Source organism: Streptomyces sp. NPDC032822 (assembly GCF_055578825.1).
On record NZ_JBVIOL010000003.1, the window covers coordinates 440,313 to 461,567 of the forward strand.

Here is a 21,255-nt window from a genome sequence, read left to right on the forward strand (position 1 = left end):
CGCCCTCGCTGTGACATGACGAGGGCGAGGGCGCTCCACCGCGCTGTCAGGCGGTGCCCAGCGCCGTGCGCAGGGTGGCGACGGCCTGGTTGATCGCCGCCTCCGCCGCGTGTGTCTCGCGCAGGGCGTTGAGCATCACGAAGTCGTGGATGACGCCCTGGTAGCGCACGGCCGTGACGGGGACGCCGGCCTCGCGCAGCTTGTTCGCGTACGCCTCGCCCTCGTCGCGCAGGACGTCGGCCTCGCCCGTGATGACCAGTGCGGGCGGCAGTCCGATGAGCTGCTCGGTGGTGGCCCGCAGCGGCGACGCGGTGATCTCGGCCCGCTGCGCCTCGTCGGTCGTGTACTGGTCCCAGAACCACCGCATGGCGTCCCGGCGCAGGAAGTAGCCCTCGGCGAATTGGTGGTAGGAGCCGGTGTCGAAGCTCGCGTCGGTGACCGGATAGAACAGCACCTGCTGGACCAGCGGGACATCACCCCGTTCCTTGGCCATCAGGGTGAGCGCGGCGGTCATGTTGCCGCCCACGGAGTCGCCGGCCACGGCGATGCGGGTGGCGTCCAGATCCTTGGCCGCACCCTGGGTGACGATCCACCGGGCGACCGCGTAGTTCTGCTCGACGGCGACCGGGTAGCGGGCCTCGGGCGAGAGGTCGTACTCGGGGAAGACCACCGCGGCACCGGCGCCGACGGAGAGTTAGGCCCCGCCCGTTGCCGTCCGCGTCCGGACCGCGCGCGCCTCACTCGTTGCGCAGCACCTCCGCGACCGTCAGTCGGGCCGCCCTGCGGGCCGGGAGGTAGGCGCCCAGGACCGCGATCACCACGCCCGCCGGAGCCAGGGCGAGCAGGGCGGGTGCCTGCCAGACGTCCGTCATGAAGGCGGGCAGGGTGATGTCCACCGCGTCCGCCATCCGCGGCACGACCAGTCGGTGGCCGAGCATGCCGAGCGGGACGCCGACCACGGTGCCGAGGGCGCCGAGCACCGCCATCGAGGTCACGGTCATCGCCGTGACCTGCCGTGGTGTCATGCCGATGGACTTGAGCATGCCGAGGTCGCGGCGGCGGTCGCGGGTGTTGAGGACGACCGTGTTGAAGACGCCGAGGGAGGCGACCAGCGCGAGCAGCGCGGTGAGGACGGACGCCGAGCCGACGATGGTCTGCGTGACGGTGTTGGCACCGACCGGGTCGGGGCTGATCCCGGGGTCGGCGGCGCGGACCGCGCGGACGTAGGCGGCCTGGTCCGTTCCGTCGCGGAGACCGACGTGGTAGGCGATGGGCTTCTCCTCGGGGGCCAGGGCGGTCAGGGTCGACTGGTCGGTGACGACGAGCCGGCGGTCGTTGTGCATGAACTCCCCGACGATCACCGGCGTCTCGTGCCGGTCGCCCTTCTCCAGGCGGACGCGGTCGCCGATGCGCAGGTCGTTCTGGCGCAGGAAGGCCGAGCCGGCGACGATCTCGCGGCTCCCCCGCGTCCACCGGCCGTCGGTCAGCACACTGTCCAGCCGCGTCCGGTCGCCCCGGCGGCCTTCGAGCATCACCTCCTGGGTGGAGCCCGCCAGGTGGACCTCGACGTCCGACCTGGCGGTGACCTCGTCGGCGCCGGGCAGGGAGCGCAGCAGCGCCTGCAGTGCGAGGTCGTCGTGCGTGGGCCGGATCTCCTTGCCGTGCTGGTACCTGCCCACGTAGACGGTGACCTGGAAGGCGTCCCGGCCCGCCTCGCCGAACCTGGTCATCGAGGTGGCCAGGCCGGTCGCGAGGGTCACCGTGGTCACGCCGAGGACCACCGCGGCGAGGGTGAGGGCGCTGCGCCCCGGCCGGGCGGACGGCAGGCCCGCGCCCAGGCTCAGCGAGCGCGGCAGCCCGCTGCCCGCGAGCCGCCGCTGCACACCCAGGGCACGTCCGGCCCGCGGGGCGCTGCCCGCGCTGATCGCCCGGGCCGCGGAGAGCCGGTGGGCCCGGGCCGCGGGGGCGAGCGCGGCGAGGAGGCAGACGCCGGGCATGCCGAGCAGGGCGAGGACGTTCACCCAGGGCGCGATGCCCACGGTGCCGTGGAACACCCCGGCGTCCGGGCCCGTGAACACGAACGCGAAGAGCGGGCGCGCCAGCAGGTTCCCGGCGGCGGTGCCGAGGGCACAGCCGGCGACCGCGGGCACGGAGATCATCGTGAGATAGACGGCTACCACCTGTCCCGGAGTGAAGCCCAGGGCCTTGAGGATGCCGATGTGCCTGAAGCCCGAGATGACCGCGCCGCTGACCACGTTGGCGACGATGAGCACCGCCACCACGACGCCGAGGAGCCCGAAGGCCATCAGGTACGGGGTGTAGGCGCGGGCCGAGCCGCCGATCTGTTCCTTGAGGGTGAGATACGACTGCGAGGCGGTCAGCGCGTCACCGGGCAGCCCGTCGGTGACGGTGGCCAGGTTCGCGCGGAGCCGGTCCTTCGACGCCGCGTCGCCGAAGCGGAACAGCATCTGTGTGGACGTGGGGCGCAGCGCCCCGATCTGTTCGGGCGCGACCCAGGCGTCCGCGCTCCGGCTCAGGTCGAAGGCGAACCCGACGACGGTGAGGTCCGGGCCTGACGGCACCCGGAGCGTCTTGCCGAGGTCGTCGGCGGTCCAGTCGGACTGCCGGTTGAGGACGACCTCGCCCGGCCGGGTCGCCCAGCGGCCCGCCCACAGGTCGAGCCGGTCCACCGGCCCGCCGGGGTCGGCCCGGCCGACGACCGTGACGTCGGCGCCGAGGCCGAAGTCCATGGTCCCGCGCGGAAGATCGAGCGCGGCCTGGGCGAAGGGCCCGGCCACGGCCTCGACTTCGGGGTTCCCGGCGGCCTCGGTCAACTGTGCGTCCGAGACCCGCGCCGGGTCGAAGGCCGCGACGACATGCGGGCCGCGCTGCTGGTCGAAGGCCTTCTCGAAGGGCGCGGAGGCCGCGTCGACCAGGCCGAGCGCCACCACGATCGCCGTCGTCGAGGTCAGGGTGACCAGGGCGATGACGAGGGTCTGGAGCAGGCGCCGCCGTACCGCCGCCCGGGCGGCCCGCCACACCGCCCTCATGCGGACGGCTCCAGCGTGTGCTCGCCGGTCACCCGGCCGTCGGCGAACTCGACGAGCCGGCCGGCGCAGCGCCGGGCGAGGTGCTCGTCGTGGGTGACCAGGACCAGGGTCTGGCCGATCTGGTTGAGGTCGAGCAGCAGGTCCATCACCTGCTCACCGGCGCGGCTGTCCAGCGCGCCGGTCGGCTCGTCGGCGAGCAGCAGGGCGGGACGGTTCATCAACGCCCTTGCCACGGCGACACGTTGCCGCTCCCCGCCGCTGAGCACCGCGGGGTAGGCGTGACGGCGGTCCGCGATGCCCAGTTCCTCGAAGAGTTCCAGCGCGCGGCGCCGGGCCTGCCGGGCCGGGGTGCCGGTCAACTGCGCGGCCAGCGCCACGTTGTCGAGCGCCGACAGGTCGTCGACGAGGTTGAAGAACTGGAAGATCATGCCGATGCGGCGGCGCCGGTACAGGGCGAGGCCTTTCTCGCTCAACTCCCCCACGTTCTCGCCGTGTACGACGACCGAGCCGCCGGTCGGCCGGTCCAGCCCCGCGATCATGTTGAGAAGGGTGGACTTGCCGCACCCCGAGGGCCCCATCACCGCGACCGCCTCGCCCGCCCGGATCTCCAGCGACACCCCCTCCAGCGCGGTCGTCTCGCCGTACTCCTTGCGCACGCCGTCGAGTCGTACGACGGCCTCTCCCCTGGTTTCCCCGGTGGTCATGCGCTCTCCTCCATGATCGGGCTTGGCTGTCGACCTCGGTGATCGGGCGCAGCGACAAGGCTCGGTGACAAGGTTCGGTGATCAGGTTCGGTGATCAGGCGGAAAACGCTACGGAGCGGGCGGCGGCCTGAACATCCCTCCACGGATGGCGGTTCGGGCCCCCGCTCATCCTGGGGATGCAGGGCCCTGGACCTGTGGGTTGATGCGGATCCGGTGAGGGTCTGCCAGGGTGATGCTCGGCGGGAGGGGGCGACGAACGTGCTGATGGCAGCGCTGGGGGTGGCGTGTGGGGCGGTCGTGGGGCTGGCGGTCGCGCTGTGGCGTACCCGGCGCCGGTGGCAGGCGGCGGTCGGGGAGCGCGGCTGGCTGCTGGAGCGGGAGCGGGAGCGTGCCACGCGGGCCGCGGTCGCGGCCGAACGAGACCGTATCGCCCGGGAGTTGCATGACATCGTCAGCCACAACGTCAGCCTGATGGTGGTGCAGGCCGGAGCCGCCCGCGAGGTGCTGGGCACCATGCCGGACGAGGCCGCGACAGCCCTGCGCGCCGTCGAGGACGCGGGGCGCGGCGCGATGACCGATCTACGGCATCTGCTGGGGCTGTTGGCGCCCTCCCCGAGCGGCGAGTACGTCGATCCCGGCCCCGGCACGGCCGCGCACGTCGACCCGGTGGAGCTGGCTCCGCAGCCCGGCCTCGACCGGCTCGGCCCGCTCGTCGACCGGGTCTCCTTCGCCGGGCTGCCCGTGGAGGTACGGATCTCGGGCGAGCCGCGCCCGTTGCCGCAGGGCATCGACGTCACCGCGTACCGCATCGTGCAGGAGGCGCTGACCAACGCGCTCCGGCACGGCGACGGAGGCCAGGCCGAGGTCACCGTGCGGTACGCGGACCACGCCCTGCGCGTGGAGGTACTGAACACCGGCCCGAGTGTCCTCACCGGCGGCGCCCCCGCACAGACGGCCCTCCGCCACCGGGACGGCACGGGACGCGGACTGCTCGGGCTGCGCGAGCGGGTCGCGGTCTACGGCGGCGATCTGGACGCCCGGCGCCGGCTAGGCGGGGGCTACCGGGTCCGGGCGCGCATCCCCCTGGACCGTCCGTGACGGCGGCCGGGCGGACACCCCGCGTGCTCATCGCCGACGACCAGACCCTCATCCGGAGCGGCTTCCGGCTGATCCTGCACGCGCGGGGCATCGAGGTGGTCGGTGAGGCGGCCGACGGCGCCGAGGCGGTGGCGCTGGCCCGCGAACTCGGGCCGGACGTCGTCCTGATGGATATCCGCATGCCGACGATGGACGGCCTGGAGGCGACCCGCCGCATTCTGGAACACGCCCCGGAATGCCGGGTGTTGATGCTCACGACGTTCGACCTGGACCGCTACGTCTACACGGCGCTGTCCCTCGGGGCCAGCGGCTTCCTGCTCAAGGACGTCACGCCGGAACACCTGGCGGCGGCCGTACGGCTCGTCGACACCGGCGACGCGCTGCTCGCCCCGTCGATCACCCGGCGTCTGGTGGAGCGCTTCGCCTCGGGCGGCGACGGTCCGGCCGCCGTGCCCGCGGACCTCACCGCCCTGACGCCCCGCGAGCTGGAGGTCCTGGTCCTGCTCGGCCGCGGCCTGTCCAACGCCGAGCTCGCCGCCGAACTGACCCTGAGCGAAGCCACCGTGAAGTCCCACGTGGCCCGCATCTTCGCCAAACTGTCCCTGCGCGACCGGGCACAGGCCGTCGTCCTGGCGTACGAGACGGGCCTGGTCCGACCGGGGCCCGGCGCGCAGGGCTGAGCCGGCACCGGAGGGGGACGCGACGTCGCCGTAGGACGCGAACCACAGGGTCATGAGACCCGGCGGCCACAGGACTCGAGAGCGATCAGCCCCGCCCGGGTGCCGCCACCCGGCCGAGTGGCACCGTCGGGAACGATCACAACTCGGCCATTGATGTTCCCTTTCACCAGGGACATGCCCGAACCTGGCCCAGGGCGCGGATCACCGCGCTCCGGAAGGACCGATGACGGGCACTGAGGAGTGGGGCGTGGGCACAGGCGGGACGACGGTCGTCACGGTGACCGGCGGCAGTGGTTTTGTCGGCAGCCATCTGGTCCGGCGGCTGCTGGAGCGCGGCTACGCGGTGCGCACCACCGTGCGGAGCCTCGCGCACACGGCGAAGGTGCGGCCGCTGCGGGAGATGCAGGAGGAGTTCCCCGGCCTGCTGGACCTGTTCGAGGCGGACCTGCTGCGTGAGGGGTCCTTCGACGACGCGATCCGCGGCAGCCGGGTGGTCTTCCACGTGGCGTCGCCGTTCTTCATGCCGGAGCGGATCAGGGACGGCCGGCGGGACATGGTCGACCCGGCCCTGCTCGGCACCCGCAACGTACTGGGAAGCCTCGGGCGGACACAGACGGTGGAGAGACTGGTCTTCACCTCCACGGTCGGGGCGATCTTCGGCGACTACGCCGACGTACTGGCCATGGACGACCAGGTGCTGACGGAGAGCTACTTCAACACCACCAGCACCGTGCAGAACAACCCCTACCACTACGCCAAGACGGTCGCGGAACGTGCGGCCTGGGAGGCGGAGGCGGCCCAGAACCGCTGGCGCATGGTCTCCGTCAACCCCGGCCTGATCCTCGGCCCTTCCCTCGCGCCCGCATCGGAGTCCGGCAGCCTCTTCCTGCTGGAGGAACTGTTCAAGGGCTACTTCTTCTACGGCGCACCGGACTTCGCCTTCACCACGGCGGACGTACGCGAGGTGGCCGACGCGCACATCGCGGCGGCCGAGAACCCCGAGGCGACGGGGCGCTACATCGTCGCCGCCGAGACGATGACCTCGTTCCACGACATGGCCCGCATCATCCGGGCCCAGCACCCCCACGACCTGCGCCTGCCCCGCACCGCCCTCCCGCACTGGCCGGTGCGGGTCCTCGGCCCCGCGTTCGGCCTGACCCAGGACTACATCCGCAAGCACCTCGGCATCCGCTTCCGGGTGGACAACGGCAGGAGCGTGCGGGAACTCGGCGTCACCTACCGGCCGGTCGAGGAGACCGTGCTCGAACACTACGAGTCATGGCGGGCACAGCGGCCCGCGCGATGAACGCGGACAGCGACAGGAACGGACACCGGGCCCGGAGAGGGCCGGCAGGGTGGCTCGGTCATCGGGCGTCCGGGGGGGCGACGAATGCGGAATGACCCACCCTCACTTGTCGGGCCGGACGCATCAAGTTCACGTTCTGGGGGTGTTACCCGGTGAAACACGACGAAGGTCACAGTTATGTATCGGACATTTCACCCTTCAATCTTCACACCAGTCACACAAGTTGGTTAAGTTGACCGCAGGGACGTTCGACATCCTCGGGCGAACATCGCCGTGTCGCGCATACCTTGGTCGAGTCACCCCCGGACCGAGCCCACCAGCCCCTTTTCGGCTGACGGACTTCGATGACGGGTTACGGAAGGAGTACGTCTTCCATGGCGTCGGAGCGAACCCCTCGCCCCGGAGGCGTCGGCCTCCCGGGAATGCGCAACTCCGCACTCGCCACGGCGGCACTCACCTCCGTGGCCCTGCTCTCCCAGAGCGCGAGCGCCACTTCCGCGACCGGAGACGACGGGCCGAGCCGCGAAGAGGTCCAGCAGCGGATCGACAACCTCTACAACCGGGCCGAGTCCGACACCGGCACGTTCAACGCCACCCGCGCGTCGGCGAGTCCGCGCAAGCGCGCCGCCGCCCCCACCGACACCGGCCGGGGCGGAGCGCGCCCGACCGGCGACGGCGGCCGTGGCCGCACCGATGCCGGGACGAGCACCGGCGGCACCGCGTCGCGCGGCCAGGCGGACCCCGCCCTCGGTGACGTGACCCGGCAGTGGTTCGACATGGCGCGCGCCAAGTTGGGGCCGACCACCCCTGCCGCACTGCCGACCGACCGGAGGCCCGAGCGAAGGCCGCCGACCGCGCGGGCCGAGGCACGGCCTGCGGCTGCCTCCGGAGCCCGGGAACTGACGGCTCCAGGACGCGCCGTCCCGGAGCTGACCGCCGGGTCCACCCCCGCCTTGCCGCCCGCACCCCCCATGCCCCAGGCCGCCCCCAAGGCGCTGCCCGCCGCCGCTGCCGAGTCCGTACCGTCCTCGCTGCGGACCAGCAAGGAACGCATCCAGCGCCAACTCGTCGCCGCCCGCGCCCTGTTGACCGCCCACACGGCACAGACCGCGCTGCCGAGCGCCCCGGTCGCCGCGATCGAGTCCGGCCCGGCCGAGACCACTTGGACGCCCCCGGCCGAGAACACCTGGGCCAACCAGACCGAGAACACGTGGACGACCCCGCCCGAGGGCACGTGGATCGCTCCGCTCCCGGAAACCCCGATCCAGACCGAGAACACCTGGGCCACTCCGGCCGAGAGCACGTGGTCCACCCAGGCCGAGAGCACGTGGTCCACCCCAGCGCAGGGCACATGGGTCGCTCCCGTCCAGGAAGCCCCGCTCCAGGCCGACCCGCTCTGGCAGCACCAGCAGCCGACGCCCGCTGCGACGGACGCCTCGCTGGGCATGGGTACGCCCCTGGCCATGAGCGCCCCGCAAGCTGCGAACAGTTCCCTCGCCGCGAACACCCCGCTCACCATGACCGCCCCCGTCCCCACGGTTGCACCCGCCCCCACAGCACCCCCCGTCGCCACAGCGGCACTCGCCACCACGCAGCCCCCCTTCGCCGCGCCCGCTGCCCCCTCCTCCTACGCCACGGCCGCCCCGCTCCCGGCCTACGGCGGCACCGCCACCTCGGGCCTCCCGCCCACCACCGCGGCCCCCGTCGCCGCCCCGGTTCCGGAAGCCCCGGCGAACGACAGCAGGGCGACCCGAGCCGTCACGTTCGCCCGCGCCCAGATCGGCAAGCCGTGCGTCTGGGGCGCGGCCGGCCCGGGTTCGTACGACAACGCCGGTCTCACACAGGCCGCGTGGCGGGCGGGCGGTGTCGAACTCCCCCGCACCACGCTCGCCCAGGCGTCCACCGGCACGGTGGTGCCCCTCGCCGACACCCGCGTCGGTGACCTGGTCTTCTTCTACGACGACCTCAGGCACGTCGGCCTGTACATAGGCAACGGCACGATGATCCACGCGCCGGGTCCGGGGGCGTACATCCGCGAGGAGTCGGTCTTCTACGCAGGCGAAGCGGCGATCCGCGGCACGGTACGCCCCGTCTGACACTTGGCAGGGCCGCCCACGCCTCTTGCCGGGGATGCCACGCCGGCTCCCCCGATCCGGTTCCGGGTGGCCATCACCGTCCTGAGCCCAGAGAGACGACGGAGACCCCACGAGGGCCTACGCGGTCCCAGGGGGACCTCGTCGTCCGCCGGAGGCGCCTGTTCGTCTTCTTTGCCTCTGGGCGACTTGTCGCCAACACCCTTGAACCGGTGCCACGCGTCGCGCACACGCGTGGCCGACTCGATTACGTCCGGAACCTGATCCGACAACCCCTTGGGAGTGAGGGGGGCGTCACCCAGCGGGGTTGCACTGGTGATGGGGGCACGTGCAGCGGGGCACGAGCAAGATCCCCCGGCCGTGCGGCAACGGCACGTCCTCCGTCTGGCGGCATTCGCGGTGCAGGTCCTTGTACTCCGGACGCTGGGCGAGCGTGCATTCAGCGGACATGGTCGAGGTGTCCGGGGTGACCGTGCTCATCAGAGGATGCCGCCGCTACTCATCGAGTTCAGAGCATGGGTGCGCTCCTCCATGGCCTTGCGTCGCTCCTCGTCCGTGGCGCGGCGGACGCAATCGGGGGCGGCGTCCCACTCGCGTCCGCCGACCACCGGACGGAGTCGGGTGGTCGGACCCTCGTGTCCCATGACGTAACCCAGCTTGTTGCGCTCGGTGTCGCTGACCAGGGTGCCGATCGGCTGCCTCACTCGTGGCCACCTTGCTGGAGCACCCGGGCCAGGCGAGCGACCACGTCGGCACGCACACGCCCCAGTTCGATGAGCCGCAGTTCAGGGGACCCAAGGTCGACCTTCAGGGAAGGGAGGACGATGCCGACTTCGGTCAGCGCTGCTCGCAGGGACTCAACCGCCGCGTACGGGTCGACGTCCTGTCGTTCCTTCGTAGCCATGAACGGGACACTAGAAGTAGGCAGTTGCCCGGCGGTATGGTGTTTTCTCACATTTGCTCGACGGGTCGCGAAGATTGCTGCAGTTTTCTCAGGAACCCTGCCTGACCCCATAGAACCAAGCCGAGCCCCCGGCCATGCTGACGGGATCACCCCCTGGAAGGGAGAGCGTCCATGGCTCGTCAGTTGCGCTTCACCGGCACAGACAGCAAGGTCGACGGTTGCCCCGCCCTGCACATGGACGAGGGAACCGGCGAGATCATCGTTCAGGGCACGCCGGTCACCGACGCCGAGGACCTCGCACAGCTACAGCACTTCGGGCCGGACGAGGCAGCGGTGGCCGTGCCGCGCGAACTGCTCGTGAACTGGGGGCCGAAGGAGATGGCGCAAGTGCCAGAGCTTGTCGACCGGGCCACCTTCCGGCGGCTGTTCGAGACCTTCCAGCACACCGCTTGGCGGCTGGAGACCCGGCGCGGCTACGCGTCCGACCGTGACGACCCCGACTTTCAAGCGTTCTTGGCCACCGGCTCCGCGCCCTGCGACCCCAGCGAGCCTTGGTTCGTCAACATCAAGGCCCAGACCGAGGCAGGCAAGACGGTCGGGCGGGTGCGGGTCGCCGACAACCCGCCCACCACCGAACAGCTCTTCCTGCTCGACTACGCCCGGCACAACGCGGCGGTCGGCGAAGACATCCGGTACCTGTGGCGTGAGGACGCGGCCACCCTGCCTCCCGAAGACTTCTGGATCTTCGACTCGCGCTTGGTCGCTCTGCTGCACTTCGACGACTCCGACAACTTGCTGAACATCGAGCTGATCACCAAACCGGCTGAGGTCGTGCGGTACGCCATGGTGCGGGACGCGGCGATGCATCACGCCGTTCCGATCGACCAGTTCACCCCGCCCGAATGACGCGTGACCGGTGAGCACCGACTATCAACAGGCACGGGCGGCTTTGGGCACACGGCTGCGCGAACTGCGGTTCACGTGCCCTGGCGGTCGACTCACCGGTCAGCAGCTCGCTCAGCGTTTGGGCTGGCAGGGCTCGAAGGTCAGCAAGCTGGAGAACGGCAGGCAGACGGCCACCCCCGAGGACCTGAAGGCGTGGGCCGACGCGACCGAGCAGCCGGGCGTATACCCCGAGCTTGCCGCACGGCTGGCCGGGTTCGAGACCCACATCAGGTCATGGCGTCGAGCCCTGGCGAACGGCTTCAAGCCACTGCACGAGGGCTTGAGCGCGGAGATCGACCGCACCTCGGGTATGTGGATCTGGGAAGAGTCGGTGGTCCCTGGACTGCTGCAGACCCCCGAGTACGCGCGTCACGTCATCCAGCGATATGCCGAACTGCTGGGTGGCGCCGGCGACATTGAGGCCGCAGTGCGCTCCCGGGCACAGCGGCAAGAGTGGCTGTACCGCCCTGGCCGCAAGCTGCGTGTGCTGATGTGGGAAGCCGCCCTGCGGTCGATGGTCTGCCCGCCCTCCGTGCTGGTCGCCCAGCTCGACCGGCTTACCGGCATGCTCGGGATGGACACGGTGGAGTTGGGGATCATCCCGTTCACGGCGTCCCTCAAGATCGTGCCCGCCAACGGCTTCTGGGTGCTGGATGACCGCCTGGTGGTCGCCGAGGACTGGCACGCCGAATTGTGGTTGGACGATGCCGACAACATCGCCTTGTACTCGAAGGTGTGGAAGACCCTCAGTGAGTCTGCCGTGTACGGGACCGACGCCCAGAACGTCATCAACGCGGCCCGCCGTGCCCTGAACCCCCGTTGACGTTTCCGGCCCGGGTGGGTTGAGGGAGCTTGTACGCCATGCAGCACTTACACATTGACGTCTGGATCGGTGACCGGTGGCACCGGGTCACGCTGCTCGACGGCAAGAAAATGTTCCGGGCGGCCACCCAAGAGCGGCGACACGGACGCCAACCTGTTGCATGGCCTTGAGGAGTTCTTGAAGAAGTACCCGCACATGTTCTGGCTTGAGACCACCGACGAGCCGCACGGTGTGTCCCGCGGCCCAGGTGTACCCCGACTGTTCAAGCTCGCTCCGGCCCATTGACGCGTGGGAACCCACGAGGCCATGCCGGCCGTCGCCTTCCGGGTTGAGGACGACCGCGACTCGTGACAGCCCGGGAATACCGCCAACGACCTCAGGGGACTTGCTCGAAACGCAAGACAGACGTGGTGCAAGACCCCGGGCTCTCCTGGCACCAGCCGGCTGGCACAGCCCCTGGTCAGGTGCTCACCGTCTGCATCGGTGACGCACCCCGAAGATCCCACCGTGTTCGGCAACCCCAGGGACTCACACGGGCCCACCCGGCCGGAGCCCCGTCGCCCCGCACCCACGCGGCGCGGCGGGGCTCCGGCCGGGTGCGTCCAACACCCCACCGTGCCGCCCCACTTGACGCACCCCGGCTCGCGTTCCCCCACCGGCACGCCATTCACGCACGGCTCTGGACGCCCCGTCCGGCCCTGCCCTAGGGTGCAACAGCAAGCGCTTTCTAGCCTGCTCGTGCCACCCGTGCCACCCCGTTTCCTGCCGTCCCACATCCCCCCGTTCCCCGCCAGCCACGCGCGCGAGCCCCGCCGGACGGTCCGCACGAGGGGTCGCCCGGGGTGTCCGGCGCGGAAAGGAAGCGTCTCGTGCCGCACAACGAACCGCAGGGCCCGTCGCAGCCGTGGACCCGCAAGTCGTTCCTGCGCGGAATGGCAGCCGTAGGAGTCGCCCCGCTGCTCCCGGGGGTGCTCCCCGCGACCGCCCGGGCCGTCGAGGCGGTCCCGTCCGGACGGCCGGACTTTCCCCTGGTCCAGGACGGCGTCGCCACGGACGTGTTCGTGGATGTGGCGGAAAACCGGGCCGTGGTCCGCGCGGCCGGCGACCTGCCCGCGGACGTCGAACGGGTCGGTGGGGTACGGCCGCGGCTGCTGCACACCCTGCCCGAGCGGGCGACCCACCTGGTCCTGGTGGGCACGCTCGGGGCCAGCCCGGTCATCGACCGGCTCGTCGCGGACCGCCGACTGGACGTCTCGGGGGTTAAGGGGCGTTGGGAGGCGTCGGTGACCCAGGTGGTCGAGCGGCCCCTGCCGGGAGTGGACCGCGCCCTGGTGATCGCGGGCAGCGACCGCCGCGGCACGGTGTACGGCGTCTACGACACCTCGGAGCGCATCGGCGTCTCGCCCTGGTACTGGTGGGCGGACGTCCCCGTCGCGCGGCGCGACACCGTGACCGTGTCCACGGGGACCCACAAGCGGCGCGAGCCCTCCGTCCGCTACCGGGGCATCTTCATCAACGACGAGCAGAACCTGACCACGTGGTCCCGGCGCACTCAGGAACCGGACAAGAACATCGGCCCGGAGACCTACCGGCACGTCTTCGAGCTGCTGCTGCGACTGAGGGCCAACTACCTGTGGCCGGCGATGCATCCGTACTCCGACTTCTTCAACAAGCACCGCGAGAACCCCGAACTCGCCGACTCCTACGGCATCGTCGTCGGCTCCAGCCACCCCGAGGCACTGTTGCGCAACGGCGTCCACGAATGGGAGCCGTGGGCGCGGGAGCATCCCGCGGCTGACGGCACGCCGCCGGTGTACGACTACACGGTCAACCCCGGTGTCATCTCCGACTACTGGAGAGCCAGAGCGCGGCAGAACGCGTCGTACGAGAGCAGTTGGACGCTCGGGATGCGCGGGCTGCACGACAGCGCGCTGGAGACGAAGTACGCGACGACCATCCCGGAGAAGGTCGTGGTGATGAACGACATCATCGCGGACCAGCGCCGGATCCTTACGGAGGAGGTCGGTGCGGCGGCCGAGCCGCAGATCTTCATCCCGTACAAGGAGGTCCTCGACCTGTACAACGCGGGTGTCAGGGTCCCGGACGACGTCACGCTGATCTGGCCGGACGACAACCACGGCAACATGCGCCAGCTGCCGAACGAGGCGGAGCGCGTCCGGGCGGGCGGCAACGGCATCTACTACCACCTCTCCTATTGGGGCCGGCCGCGCAGCTATCTGTGGCTGGACACCACCCAACTGTCCAAGGTCTGGCAGGAGTTGCGACGGGTCTACGAGCACGGCGTCGACCGGATGTGGATCTTCAACGTCGGTGACGTCAAGTCCATCGAGACCGGGCTTTCCTTCTCCATGGACATGGCCTGGGACGTGGACCGCCGACACGCCGATGATGTCGAGGAGTTCACGGCCGAGTGGGCGGGGCGGCAGTTCGGGCGGCTTCACGGACCGGAGATCGCCGCGATCCGTACCGAGTACTACCGGCTCGCGGCCGAGCGGCGCCCGGAGTTCATCGACCGCTCGATGTTCTCCGTCGTCCACCACGGCGACGAGGCCGGACGCCGGATGGACGCCTACGACCGACTCCTCGCCCGCACCCGGGAGTTGGGCGCCCAGCTGCCCGAGGCCTACCGCGACGCCTATTTCGAACTGGTCGAGTACCCCGTGCACGGCGCGTACTTGATGAACCTGAAGTACTACTGGGCGGACCGCAACGCCCTCGCGGTCCGGCAGGGGCGCGGGGCCGGGACGAACCGCTTCGCGGACCTGGCGGAGGCCGCCCACACCGAGGAGGCGGCCCTCACCAGGCGGTACAACACCGAGGTGGCGGGCGGGAAATGGGACGGCATCGTCAATCCCTACCCCTCCCAGATCCCGAAGGCGCCGGGGCGTCCGGCCGTCACCAGGGTCGCCCGGCAACAGACCTCGGGGCTCGGGGTGGCCTCCGAGGGGAACGAGACCGGGGTGCTCCGGCCGCTGTCCTTCTCCTCCTACACGCGCGACCGGCGCTTCGTGGACGTCTTCAACACCGGTTTCCTGAGCGTGGACTGGGCGGCGGAGGCGGCTCACCCGTGGGTCCGGCTGAGCGAGGCGGGCGGCTCGCTCACCGAGCAGATGCGGGTGTGGGTGGAGGTCGACTGGGCGCGGGTGCCCGAGGGCAGACAGGAGACCACGGTGGTCTTCACCGGTGCCGGGCAGCGTTTCGAGGTGCCGCTGCTGGTGGTCAACGACGGGGAGCGGGCCCGCCGTCGGGCCCGTGGGTTCGTCGAGGCGCACGGATATGTGTCGATCGACGCGCTGCACTTCGACCGGCGGGTGGCACGCGGTGGTGCCCGCTGGCGGACCGTGCGCGGGCTCGGCCGGCGCACCGCCGCGCTGGAGGCGGTGCCGTCGACGGCGGCTCCGGTCACCGGTGACTTCGCCGTCCGGGCACCGGAGTTGAGGTACCGGGTGCGGTTCACGAGCGCCGGGACCTTCCCGGTCACGGTGTTCCGGCTGCCGTCGCTCGACGAGCGCGGGCACCGCCGGATCGCCGTGTCGCTCGACGACCAGCCCGTGACCGTACTGTCCGGGCAGTCCGTGGCCACCGGCAACCGCGGCGACGCCTGGGCGCGCAACGTGGAGGAGGGCATCGAGAAGCTGACCGGTGCCGTGACCGTGGCCGCGCCCGGCGAACACGTTCTGCGGCTCTTCATGGTGGATCCGGCGATCGCCGTGGACCAGATCGTCGTCGACACGGGCGGTCTGCCCGTCACCTATCTCGCGCCGCCGGAAAGCTACCACCCGGTGTTCCCTCCGGATCCCGCATCCTGACGTGATCCCGAAGCAGTCGTTCCGGATTCGTCTTCTGCGTAAGGGGAGCACGAAAGACGTTTGAGTGACAGAAGACGACAATTCTTGGGTGTATTACCCACTGAAGGTCTTTCACTCCACGCGTCTTCGTGCTCCTTTGCGCCCCCGCGCACAGGCGATTCGGCGTGCCGTCGATCGTCTGAACTGGGCAGGACATGACTCACACGCCAAGTCGGTGGAAGAACCACCGACTTTTGCGCGTCGACTGAGACAGGTGGTATTCGATGAGCAATGCCGCACCTGAAACAGACCGAGCATGGACTGTGGGTACTGCACCGGGCATATTCCCGTCCGTGCGTCACCCTATCGCCTTGTTCCGTCGTCCGCTGGATTTCCTGAATTCCCTGCCGGTCCACGGCGATCTGGTCCGGTTAAGGCTGGGGCCCCTCCGCGCCTGGATGGCCTGCCGTCCTGAAGTGGTCCATCAGGTCCTCATGGACACCCGGACCTTCGACAAGGGGGGCCCGCTCTACCACAGGCTGCGCATGCTGATGGGCGACGGCCTCGTGACCTGCCGCCAGGACACGCATCGGCGCCAACGCAGGCTCCTGCAAGGCGACTTCCGGCCCTCCCGGGTCACCGACCACGCGGACATGATGGTCCGAGAAGCCGAGGCGGCGTGCCGCGGGTGGCGGTCGGGCGGCCAAGTGGACGTCAGCGCGGCGATGTTGGGCCTGACGACCCGGGTGATGAACCACCTCCTCTTCTCCGACACGCTCGGTGGCGCGGCGGCGGCCGAGGTGGGCGAGCGCCTCGCCGACATCGTGCGCGGCCTGTTCGTCCGGACGGCCATACCCGTCGACGCCCTGTTCCGGATCCCGACGCCCGCCAACCGGCGCTACCGGCACGCGGTCGACCGGGTGCACGCGATCGTCGACGAGGTCGTCGCCGAACGCCTGCGCGCCGGTGCGGCCGACGACCGGGCCGACATCCTCGCCACGCTGCTGGCGGCCACGCGGTGCGAAACCTCGGGGGTCACCGAGCAGGAGGTCCACGACCAGCTCGTCACGCTGCTGCTCACCGGGGCCGAGAGCACCGCCCTCTGCCTGGCCTCCGCCCTCGATCTGCTCGCCCGGCATCCGGAGGCGGAACGCCGCCTGCACGCCGAGGTCGACTCCGTGGTCGCCGACCGACCGCGGCCCGGCCCCGACGACCTGGACCGGCTCACCTACACCCGGTGCGTCGTCGCCGAGACCCTGCGCCACCGGCCGCCCGGCTGGCTCTTCACCCGCATCACCACCCGGGAGACGACCCTCGCCGGGCACCGGCTTCCCCGGGGGACCACCGTCCTGTACAGCCCCTATCTGCTGCATCACGACCCCGCCTCGTTCCCCGACCCCGAGCGGTTCCTTCCGGAGCGGTGGCTGCCGGGGCGGGCCGCGTCCGTACCGCACGGCGCGATGGTGCCGTTCGCCGCGGGCAACCGGAAGTGCGTCGGCGACACCTTCGCCGTCGCCGAGGCGACGCTGGCCCTGGCGACGATCGCCGGCCGCTGGCGGCTGCGTCATCTGCCCGGACCTGCGCAACGGCTGCGCCCCGGCGCGACGTTGGGGCCCCGGACCCTGGTCATGTCCTGCGAGCCACGGCCTCGCGTCCCCGCCGGTCCGGCGCCCCGTGCCCGGTCCCTGGCTCCCCGAGCAACCCCAGCAGCCCGCGCAGAGGACCTCCGAACGGCAGGTGACAACGGTGTCGATGACGCATGAGGGCATCGCAGTGGCTCCCCAGGACGGGCTCACGGCCGGCAGTCTGAGCGACCTGATCGACGCGCACCTCTACATGCCCTTCCCGTTCCGGACCAACAGCCATGCTCCCCAGGCCGAGGCGGGCGTCGAGACATGGCTGCGTGACCAGGGACTGACCGACGACCCGGCGGTGGCGACGATGATCACCGCCACGCGCCCGGCCCAGCTCGCGGCCTACAACAGCCCGGCCGTGGACGCGGACATCCTGCAGATCGTCGCCAACCAGATCGCCTACCAGTTCATCTTCGACGACCGGGCCGAAGAGGTCGGCCGCCGATGGCCCGGCCGACTGCTGCCCATGCTCAGCGAGAGCGTCGAGATCCTCCGGGACGGCCGGCCGCCGAGCACACCCCTCGGCGCCGCTCTCTGCGACCTGCACCGCCAGGTCCTGGAACGGTGCACGCCGGCCCAGGCCGCGCGCTGGGCGTGGAACAGCCGTGAATACGTGCACGGTCTGCTGTACGAGGCGGTGGCACAGACCGACTCCGCCCCGCTGCGCATCGGCCTGTGCAAGTCGATCCGTTCACTGATCGCCGGCGTCGAGCCGTTCCATCCGCTGTGCGAGGCGGCGCAGACCCACGAGCTGACCCCCGCCGAACTCCATCACCCCGCCATGCGGCGCCTGGGCCGGCTGTCGGCGGACGCGGCGGTGTGGATCCCGGATCTGTTCTCCGCGGTGAAGGAGCAACGGGTGGGCGGGCTGATCAACCTCTCCCTCGCCTACCAGCGGTCCCAGCGGTGCTCACTGCCGATGGCCGCCATGCTCGCCATCCGGCTGATCAACGGCACGATCCGGGAGTTCGAGTCGCTGTACGACGAGATCAGGCCGGAGCTGAGCCCGGCCGGCGTCGGCTACGTGGACGGCATGGCCGGCTGGATCCGCGGCTGCTACTTCTGGTCCCGCACCGTGCCACGCTACGCGGACACCACGAAGGCCGCCGCCCTCCCGTGACGCGGGCGCGGCATCGTACCCGAAGAGCGGGTACGTAAGGCGCCGTCGTGGATAGTTCACCCTCTCTGTCGTTCTCCTGTCCGAAGGCCGCCGCCGGGCGTTCACATGGGCGTACGCTCGGCGCCGTCCTCCGCGGATCAACGACAGGAAGCGGTAGCGCACATGGCGCCTGGGCTGCGGCAATCCCTCACCGAAGACCGTCTGTTACTCGAACGCCATCGAGAACTGGAGGCACTCGACTCCGCGATGGCAGAGCTCCTGGAGGTGGCGGAGGGTGCGCCGCGTGCGCCGTCGAGCGAGCTGGTCACCTTCGCCGGTCCGGCCGGGCGGGGAAAGACCACCCTCGTGTCGGCGGCGCGCGCCCTCGCGCTCGCCCACGGGTGCACGGTCCTGTCGGGCAAGGGCGGGGAGAACGAACACGGGCTGGCGTTCCGCGTGGTGCGCCAGCTCCTGCAACCCGCCCTGGCCGCGATGGACGACGCGGAACTCCGGGCCTTCCTGGGCAGCTGGTACGACATCGTCGCGGTGGCACTCGGTCTGGAGGCGGGCGACACCACCCACGTACCGGATCCGACCGGGGTGCGTGACGGCCTCGACTGGGTGATGACCCGCCTGACGATGAAGAAGGCGCCCGTCGTCCTGCTCCTGGACGACCTGCACTGGGCCGATGCCGAGTCCCTCGGCTGGCTGGCCTCCTTCGCGCCCAGGGCGGCCGATCTCCCGCTGCTGATCGTCGCCGCCTACCGGCCCGACGACATGCCGCCGGAAGCGAGCGCGTTCCGCACCGTCCTGGAACGTCACGGAAACCGTCCGCACGCCCTGGCACCGCTCAGTGCCGACGCCGTCGCACGGATCGTCAGGAACGAGGTGGGCGAGGAGGCCGAGGACGAGTTCTGCGAGGAGTGCTGGGCGGCGACCGGCGGCAGCCCGTTCGAGGCCGTCGAACTCGCCGTCAGGCTCGGCGAACGCCAGGTCAGGGGTCTCTCCTACGAGTTGCCCGTGATGCGGGACCTCGCCGCGGCCATCAAGGGACCCGGACTGATCGACAGCCTCCACCGCCTCGGCCCGGCCACCGTCCGCTTCGCGTGGGCCGCCGCCGTGCTGGGCTGCTCCTCCTCGCCGGAACTCGCCGCGACCCTCGCCGTGATCGGCAGCGAGGAGTCCGTCGAGGCGACCGAGCGGCTGCGCGCGGCCCGCATCCTGGCCGACGGTCACGGTCCGGGCGGCGGCGTGGAGTTCGCCCACCCCCTGGTCGCCACGACCATCTACCGGGACGTTCCCTCGCACCTGCGCGTGGGCATGCACAACAGGGCCGCGGAGGCCGTGCGCGCCGCGGGCTTCGGCCCCGCGGCCGCCGCCCGGCACCTGCTGGAGGTGCCCTGCGACGGAAACCCCGAGGCCGTCGAGTGCTTCCGCGCGGCGGCTCGTGAGTATCTCCGCGCCGGCGCCCCGGAGGCTGCCCGACGCGTCCTGACCCGGGCCCTTCAGGAGCCGCCCGCTCTGGAGGAGCGCGCGGCCATCCTCCACGAACTGGCCTGCGCGACCTTCCTCATCGAGCCCACCGCCACGGTCAGCCACCTCCGTGAGGCACTCACCGAGCCCGGCGTCGACCCCGACCTGCGGGCCGCCATCGTCTACCGGCTCACCCAGGCGCTGGCCCACACGGACCGCCTGGCCGAGGCCGCGGCGGTGGCCGGCGAGGAGGCGCGGCAGGCCACCGGCCCCCGCGTCAAACTGCGCATGCAGGCCGATCACTTCGTGTGGAGCGCGTTCCGCACCGACGAGCCCGACTCGGCCGCACGGTCCCGCAGGCTGACGCGACTGGCCGACAAGCTGACCGGCCGCGGACTCGAAGAGCGCTACATCCTGGGGCTGCGGGCATGGGACGCCCTGGTGCGGGGCGAGTCCCGGGAGACCGCTCTCTCCTACGCCGACGAGGCCCTGCGCGGAGGGATGAGCTGGACCGACGAGAACCGGGGCTTCGAGGTCCCGGTCTCCGTGGCCCTGGTGTTCATGTACTGCGACCAGCCCCGGCGTGCCGAGGAACTCTTCACCAGAGGTATGGCGGAGTGCGAGTCCAAGGGCTGGCGCGGCTCCCATCTGGCCCTGGGGCAGGCACTCCTCGGCTACGTCCTCTTCCGGCGCGGCTGCCTCGCCGAGGCCGAGGAACTCGCCCGGGAAGGCCTGCGCATCGCCGACCGGGTCGAGGGGGCCGTACCCGCCCAGTGGTTCGCCATCGGCATCCTCGTGCAGATCCTGCTGGCCCGTGGCCGGACCCCCGCCGCCCGTCGGCTCGCCGACCGCTACCACTACGGCGAGGTCGTCCCGAACGCGGTCATCTACCCCGATCCGCGCACGGTGTACGCCGAACTGCTCCTGGCGGAGGGGCGGCGCGCCGAGGCGGAGTCCCTGCTCTCCGACGTCGGGGACCGGCTGGAGGCACGGGCCTGGCGCAACCCCTCCTGGTGCCCGTGGCAACTGGACCTGGCGTCCGTCGTGGCCCCCAGCGCGCCCGGCCGGGCGGTCCGGCTGGCCCAGGACGCCGTGAAGCGGGCCCGTGACTTCGGGGCGGCGTCCGTGATCGGCCGGGCGCTGCACGTCGAGGCCGAGGTGACCGGCGGTCCCGCCGCACTCGACCTGCACGCCCAGGCCGTCGACCATCTGGAACAGTCCCCCGCCGCCTACGACCTGGCCCGCGCCCTGGTCGGCCACGGTGCCACGCTGTCGCGCAACAACCGGCTCCAGGAGGCCGCGGACCGGCTCTACCAGGGTCTGGAAACCGCCGTCCACTGCGGTGCCGAGGCGGTGGCGGCCCGGGCCAGGGAGGAACTCTCCGCCGCGGGCCTGCGCCCGCTGCCCCTGCGCTACGGCCAGACCGACACCCTCACCGCACACGAACGCCGAGCAGCGGAGATGACCGCCCAGGGCGACCCGGTGCCGGTCGTCGCGAAGGAACTGCGCCTCACCGAGCAGGGGGTACGGCAACTGCTCTCCGCCGCCTACCGCAAGGTCGGCAGCGACGCGGCGGGACTGGCCGAGGCGTTGAAGACCTTTCCGCGCCCCCTGACCTGACCCTGGCCCAGACCCGA

Annotated in this window: 14 protein-coding genes and 1 pseudogene; 10 read left to right on the forward strand and 5 right to left on the reverse strand. The window is 71.2% G+C overall.

Annotation, left to right across the window (positions count from 1 at the left end):
• Positions 1 to 46: 46 nt before the first annotated feature.
• The 3 genes and pseudogenes from ACZ5VD_RS11120 to ACZ5VD_RS11130 form a co-directional block, all read right to left on the reverse strand.
• Positions 47 to 694 (reverse strand): annotated as a pseudogene (locus ACZ5VD_RS11120) (alpha/beta hydrolase); the annotation flags it as partial.
• 43 nt (positions 695 to 737) lie between these two features.
• Positions 738 to 3,050 carry an ABC transporter permease gene (locus ACZ5VD_RS11125; RefSeq protein ID WP_468682020.1) on the reverse strand — a complete coding sequence of 771 codons (2,313 nt, stop codon included), beginning with the start codon at positions 3,048 to 3,050 and terminating at the stop codon, positions 738 to 740.
• Entirely contained in the window at positions 3,047 to 3,754 is a 708-nt protein-coding gene (locus tag ACZ5VD_RS11130; RefSeq protein WP_468682022.1) for an ABC transporter ATP-binding protein, read from the reverse strand. The genes ACZ5VD_RS11125 and ACZ5VD_RS11130 overlap by 4 nt, the downstream gene beginning before the upstream one ends.
• A 264-nt stretch (positions 3,755 to 4,018) precedes the next feature.
• On the opposite strand from ACZ5VD_RS11130, the gene ACZ5VD_RS11135 reads away from it, so the two are divergent.
• The 4 genes from ACZ5VD_RS11135 (at position 4,019) to ACZ5VD_RS11150 (ending at position 8,934) form a co-directional block, all read left to right on the forward strand.
• Positions 4,019 to 4,852, forward strand: a complete 834-nt coding sequence (locus ACZ5VD_RS11135; protein ID WP_468549724.1) for a sensor histidine kinase — start codon at positions 4,019 to 4,021, stop codon at positions 4,850 to 4,852.
• Positions 4,853 to 4,875: 23 nt separating this feature from the next.
• Positions 4,876 to 5,532 carry a response regulator gene (locus ACZ5VD_RS11140; RefSeq protein ID WP_468682024.1) on the forward strand — a complete coding sequence of 219 codons (657 nt, stop codon included), beginning with the start codon at positions 4,876 to 4,878 and terminating at the stop codon, positions 5,530 to 5,532.
• 223 nt (positions 5,533 to 5,755) lie between these two features.
• Complete coding sequence (locus ACZ5VD_RS11145; RefSeq protein WP_468682026.1) at positions 5,756 to 6,838, forward strand: NAD-dependent epimerase/dehydratase family protein; 1,083 nt, start codon at positions 5,756 to 5,758, stop codon at positions 6,836 to 6,838.
• A gap of 374 nt (positions 6,839 to 7,212) precedes the next feature.
• Positions 7,213 to 8,934, forward strand: coding sequence for a C40 family peptidase (locus ACZ5VD_RS11150; RefSeq protein WP_468682028.1), 1,722 nt, complete (start codon positions 7,213 to 7,215; stop codon positions 8,932 to 8,934).
• A 476-nt stretch (positions 8,935 to 9,410) separates the two neighbouring features.
• On the opposite strand, the gene ACZ5VD_RS11155 is transcribed toward ACZ5VD_RS11150, so the two are convergent.
• Entirely contained in the window at positions 9,411 to 9,635 is a 225-nt protein-coding gene (locus ACZ5VD_RS11155; RefSeq protein ID WP_468549728.1) for a hypothetical protein, read from the reverse strand.
• Positions 9,632 to 9,835 (reverse strand): hypothetical protein, encoded by a 204-nt coding sequence (locus ACZ5VD_RS11160; protein WP_468549729.1) that lies wholly within the window; start codon positions 9,833 to 9,835, stop codon positions 9,632 to 9,634. The genes ACZ5VD_RS11155 and ACZ5VD_RS11160 overlap by 4 nt, the downstream gene beginning before the upstream one ends.
• A gap of 171 nt (positions 9,836 to 10,006) precedes the next feature.
• Here ACZ5VD_RS11160 and ACZ5VD_RS11165 point away from each other — a divergent pair, with 171 nt between their 5' ends.
• From ACZ5VD_RS11165 to ACZ5VD_RS11190, 6 genes are all read left to right on the forward strand, one after another.
• A complete protein-coding gene (locus ACZ5VD_RS11165; protein WP_468549730.1) occupies positions 10,007 to 10,741 on the forward strand; it encodes a DUF6879 family protein in 735 nt (244 codons plus the stop codon).
• Positions 10,742 to 10,751: 10 nt separating this feature from the next.
• Positions 10,752 to 11,603, forward strand: coding sequence for a helix-turn-helix domain-containing protein (locus tag ACZ5VD_RS11170; protein WP_468549731.1), 852 nt, complete (start codon positions 10,752 to 10,754; stop codon positions 11,601 to 11,603).
• A gap of 932 nt (positions 11,604 to 12,535) precedes the next feature.
• Positions 12,536 to 15,433, forward strand: a complete 2,898-nt coding sequence (locus ACZ5VD_RS11175) for a glycosyl hydrolase 115 family protein (RefSeq protein WP_468682198.1) — start codon at positions 12,536 to 12,538, stop codon at positions 15,431 to 15,433.
• A gap of 263 nt (positions 15,434 to 15,696) precedes the next feature.
• Positions 15,697 to 17,175, forward strand: coding sequence for a cytochrome P450 (locus ACZ5VD_RS11180; protein ID WP_468682029.1), 1,479 nt, complete (start codon positions 15,697 to 15,699; stop codon positions 17,173 to 17,175).
• Complete coding sequence (locus ACZ5VD_RS11185) at positions 17,165 to 18,166, forward strand: (-)-alpha-amorphene synthase (protein ID WP_468682199.1); 1,002 nt, start codon at positions 17,165 to 17,167, stop codon at positions 18,164 to 18,166. The genes ACZ5VD_RS11180 and ACZ5VD_RS11185 overlap by 11 nt, the downstream gene beginning before the upstream one ends.
• 246 nt (positions 18,167 to 18,412) lie before the next feature.
• Positions 18,413 to 21,238, forward strand: coding sequence for an ATP-binding protein (locus ACZ5VD_RS11190; protein WP_468682031.1), 2,826 nt, complete (start codon positions 18,413 to 18,415; stop codon positions 21,236 to 21,238).
• Positions 21,239 to 21,255: the final 17 nt, after the last annotated feature.

What these genes read in the sequence shown, in the direction of transcription:
- ACZ5VD_RS11145 (WP_468682026.1), top strand. Translation starts at nt 5,756, where the DNA reads ATGACGGGCACTGAGGAGTGGGGCGTGGGCACAGGCGGGACGACGGTC.
- ACZ5VD_RS11180 (WP_468682029.1), top strand. Translation starts at nt 15,697, where the DNA reads ATGAGCAATGCCGCACCTGAAACAGACCGAGCATGGACTGTGGGTACT.
- ACZ5VD_RS11175 (WP_468682198.1), top strand. Translation starts at nt 12,536, where the DNA reads ATGGCAGCCGTAGGAGTCGCCCCGCTGCTCCCGGGGGTGCTCCCCGCG.
- ACZ5VD_RS11130 (WP_468682022.1), bottom strand. Translation starts at nt 3,754, where the DNA reads ATGACCACCGGGGAAACCAGGGGAGAGGCCGTCGTACGACTCGACGGC.
- ACZ5VD_RS11150 (WP_468682028.1), top strand. Translation starts at nt 7,213, where the DNA reads ATGGCGTCGGAGCGAACCCCTCGCCCCGGAGGCGTCGGCCTCCCGGGA.
- ACZ5VD_RS11135 (WP_468549724.1), top strand. Translation starts at nt 4,019, where the DNA reads ATGGCAGCGCTGGGGGTGGCGTGTGGGGCGGTCGTGGGGCTGGCGGTC.
- ACZ5VD_RS11165 (WP_468549730.1), top strand. Translation starts at nt 10,007, where the DNA reads ATGGCTCGTCAGTTGCGCTTCACCGGCACAGACAGCAAGGTCGACGGT.
- ACZ5VD_RS11190 (WP_468682031.1), top strand. Translation starts at nt 18,413, where the DNA reads ATGGCAGAGCTCCTGGAGGTGGCGGAGGGTGCGCCGCGTGCGCCGTCG.
- ACZ5VD_RS11160 (WP_468549729.1), bottom strand. Translation starts at nt 9,835, where the DNA reads ATGGCTACGAAGGAACGACAGGACGTCGACCCGTACGCGGCGGTTGAG.
- ACZ5VD_RS11125 (WP_468682020.1), bottom strand. Translation starts at nt 3,050, where the DNA reads ATGAGGGCGGTGTGGCGGGCCGCCCGGGCGGCGGTACGGCGGCGCCTG.
- ACZ5VD_RS11185 (WP_468682199.1), top strand. Translation starts at nt 17,165, where the DNA reads ATGACGCATGAGGGCATCGCAGTGGCTCCCCAGGACGGGCTCACGGCC.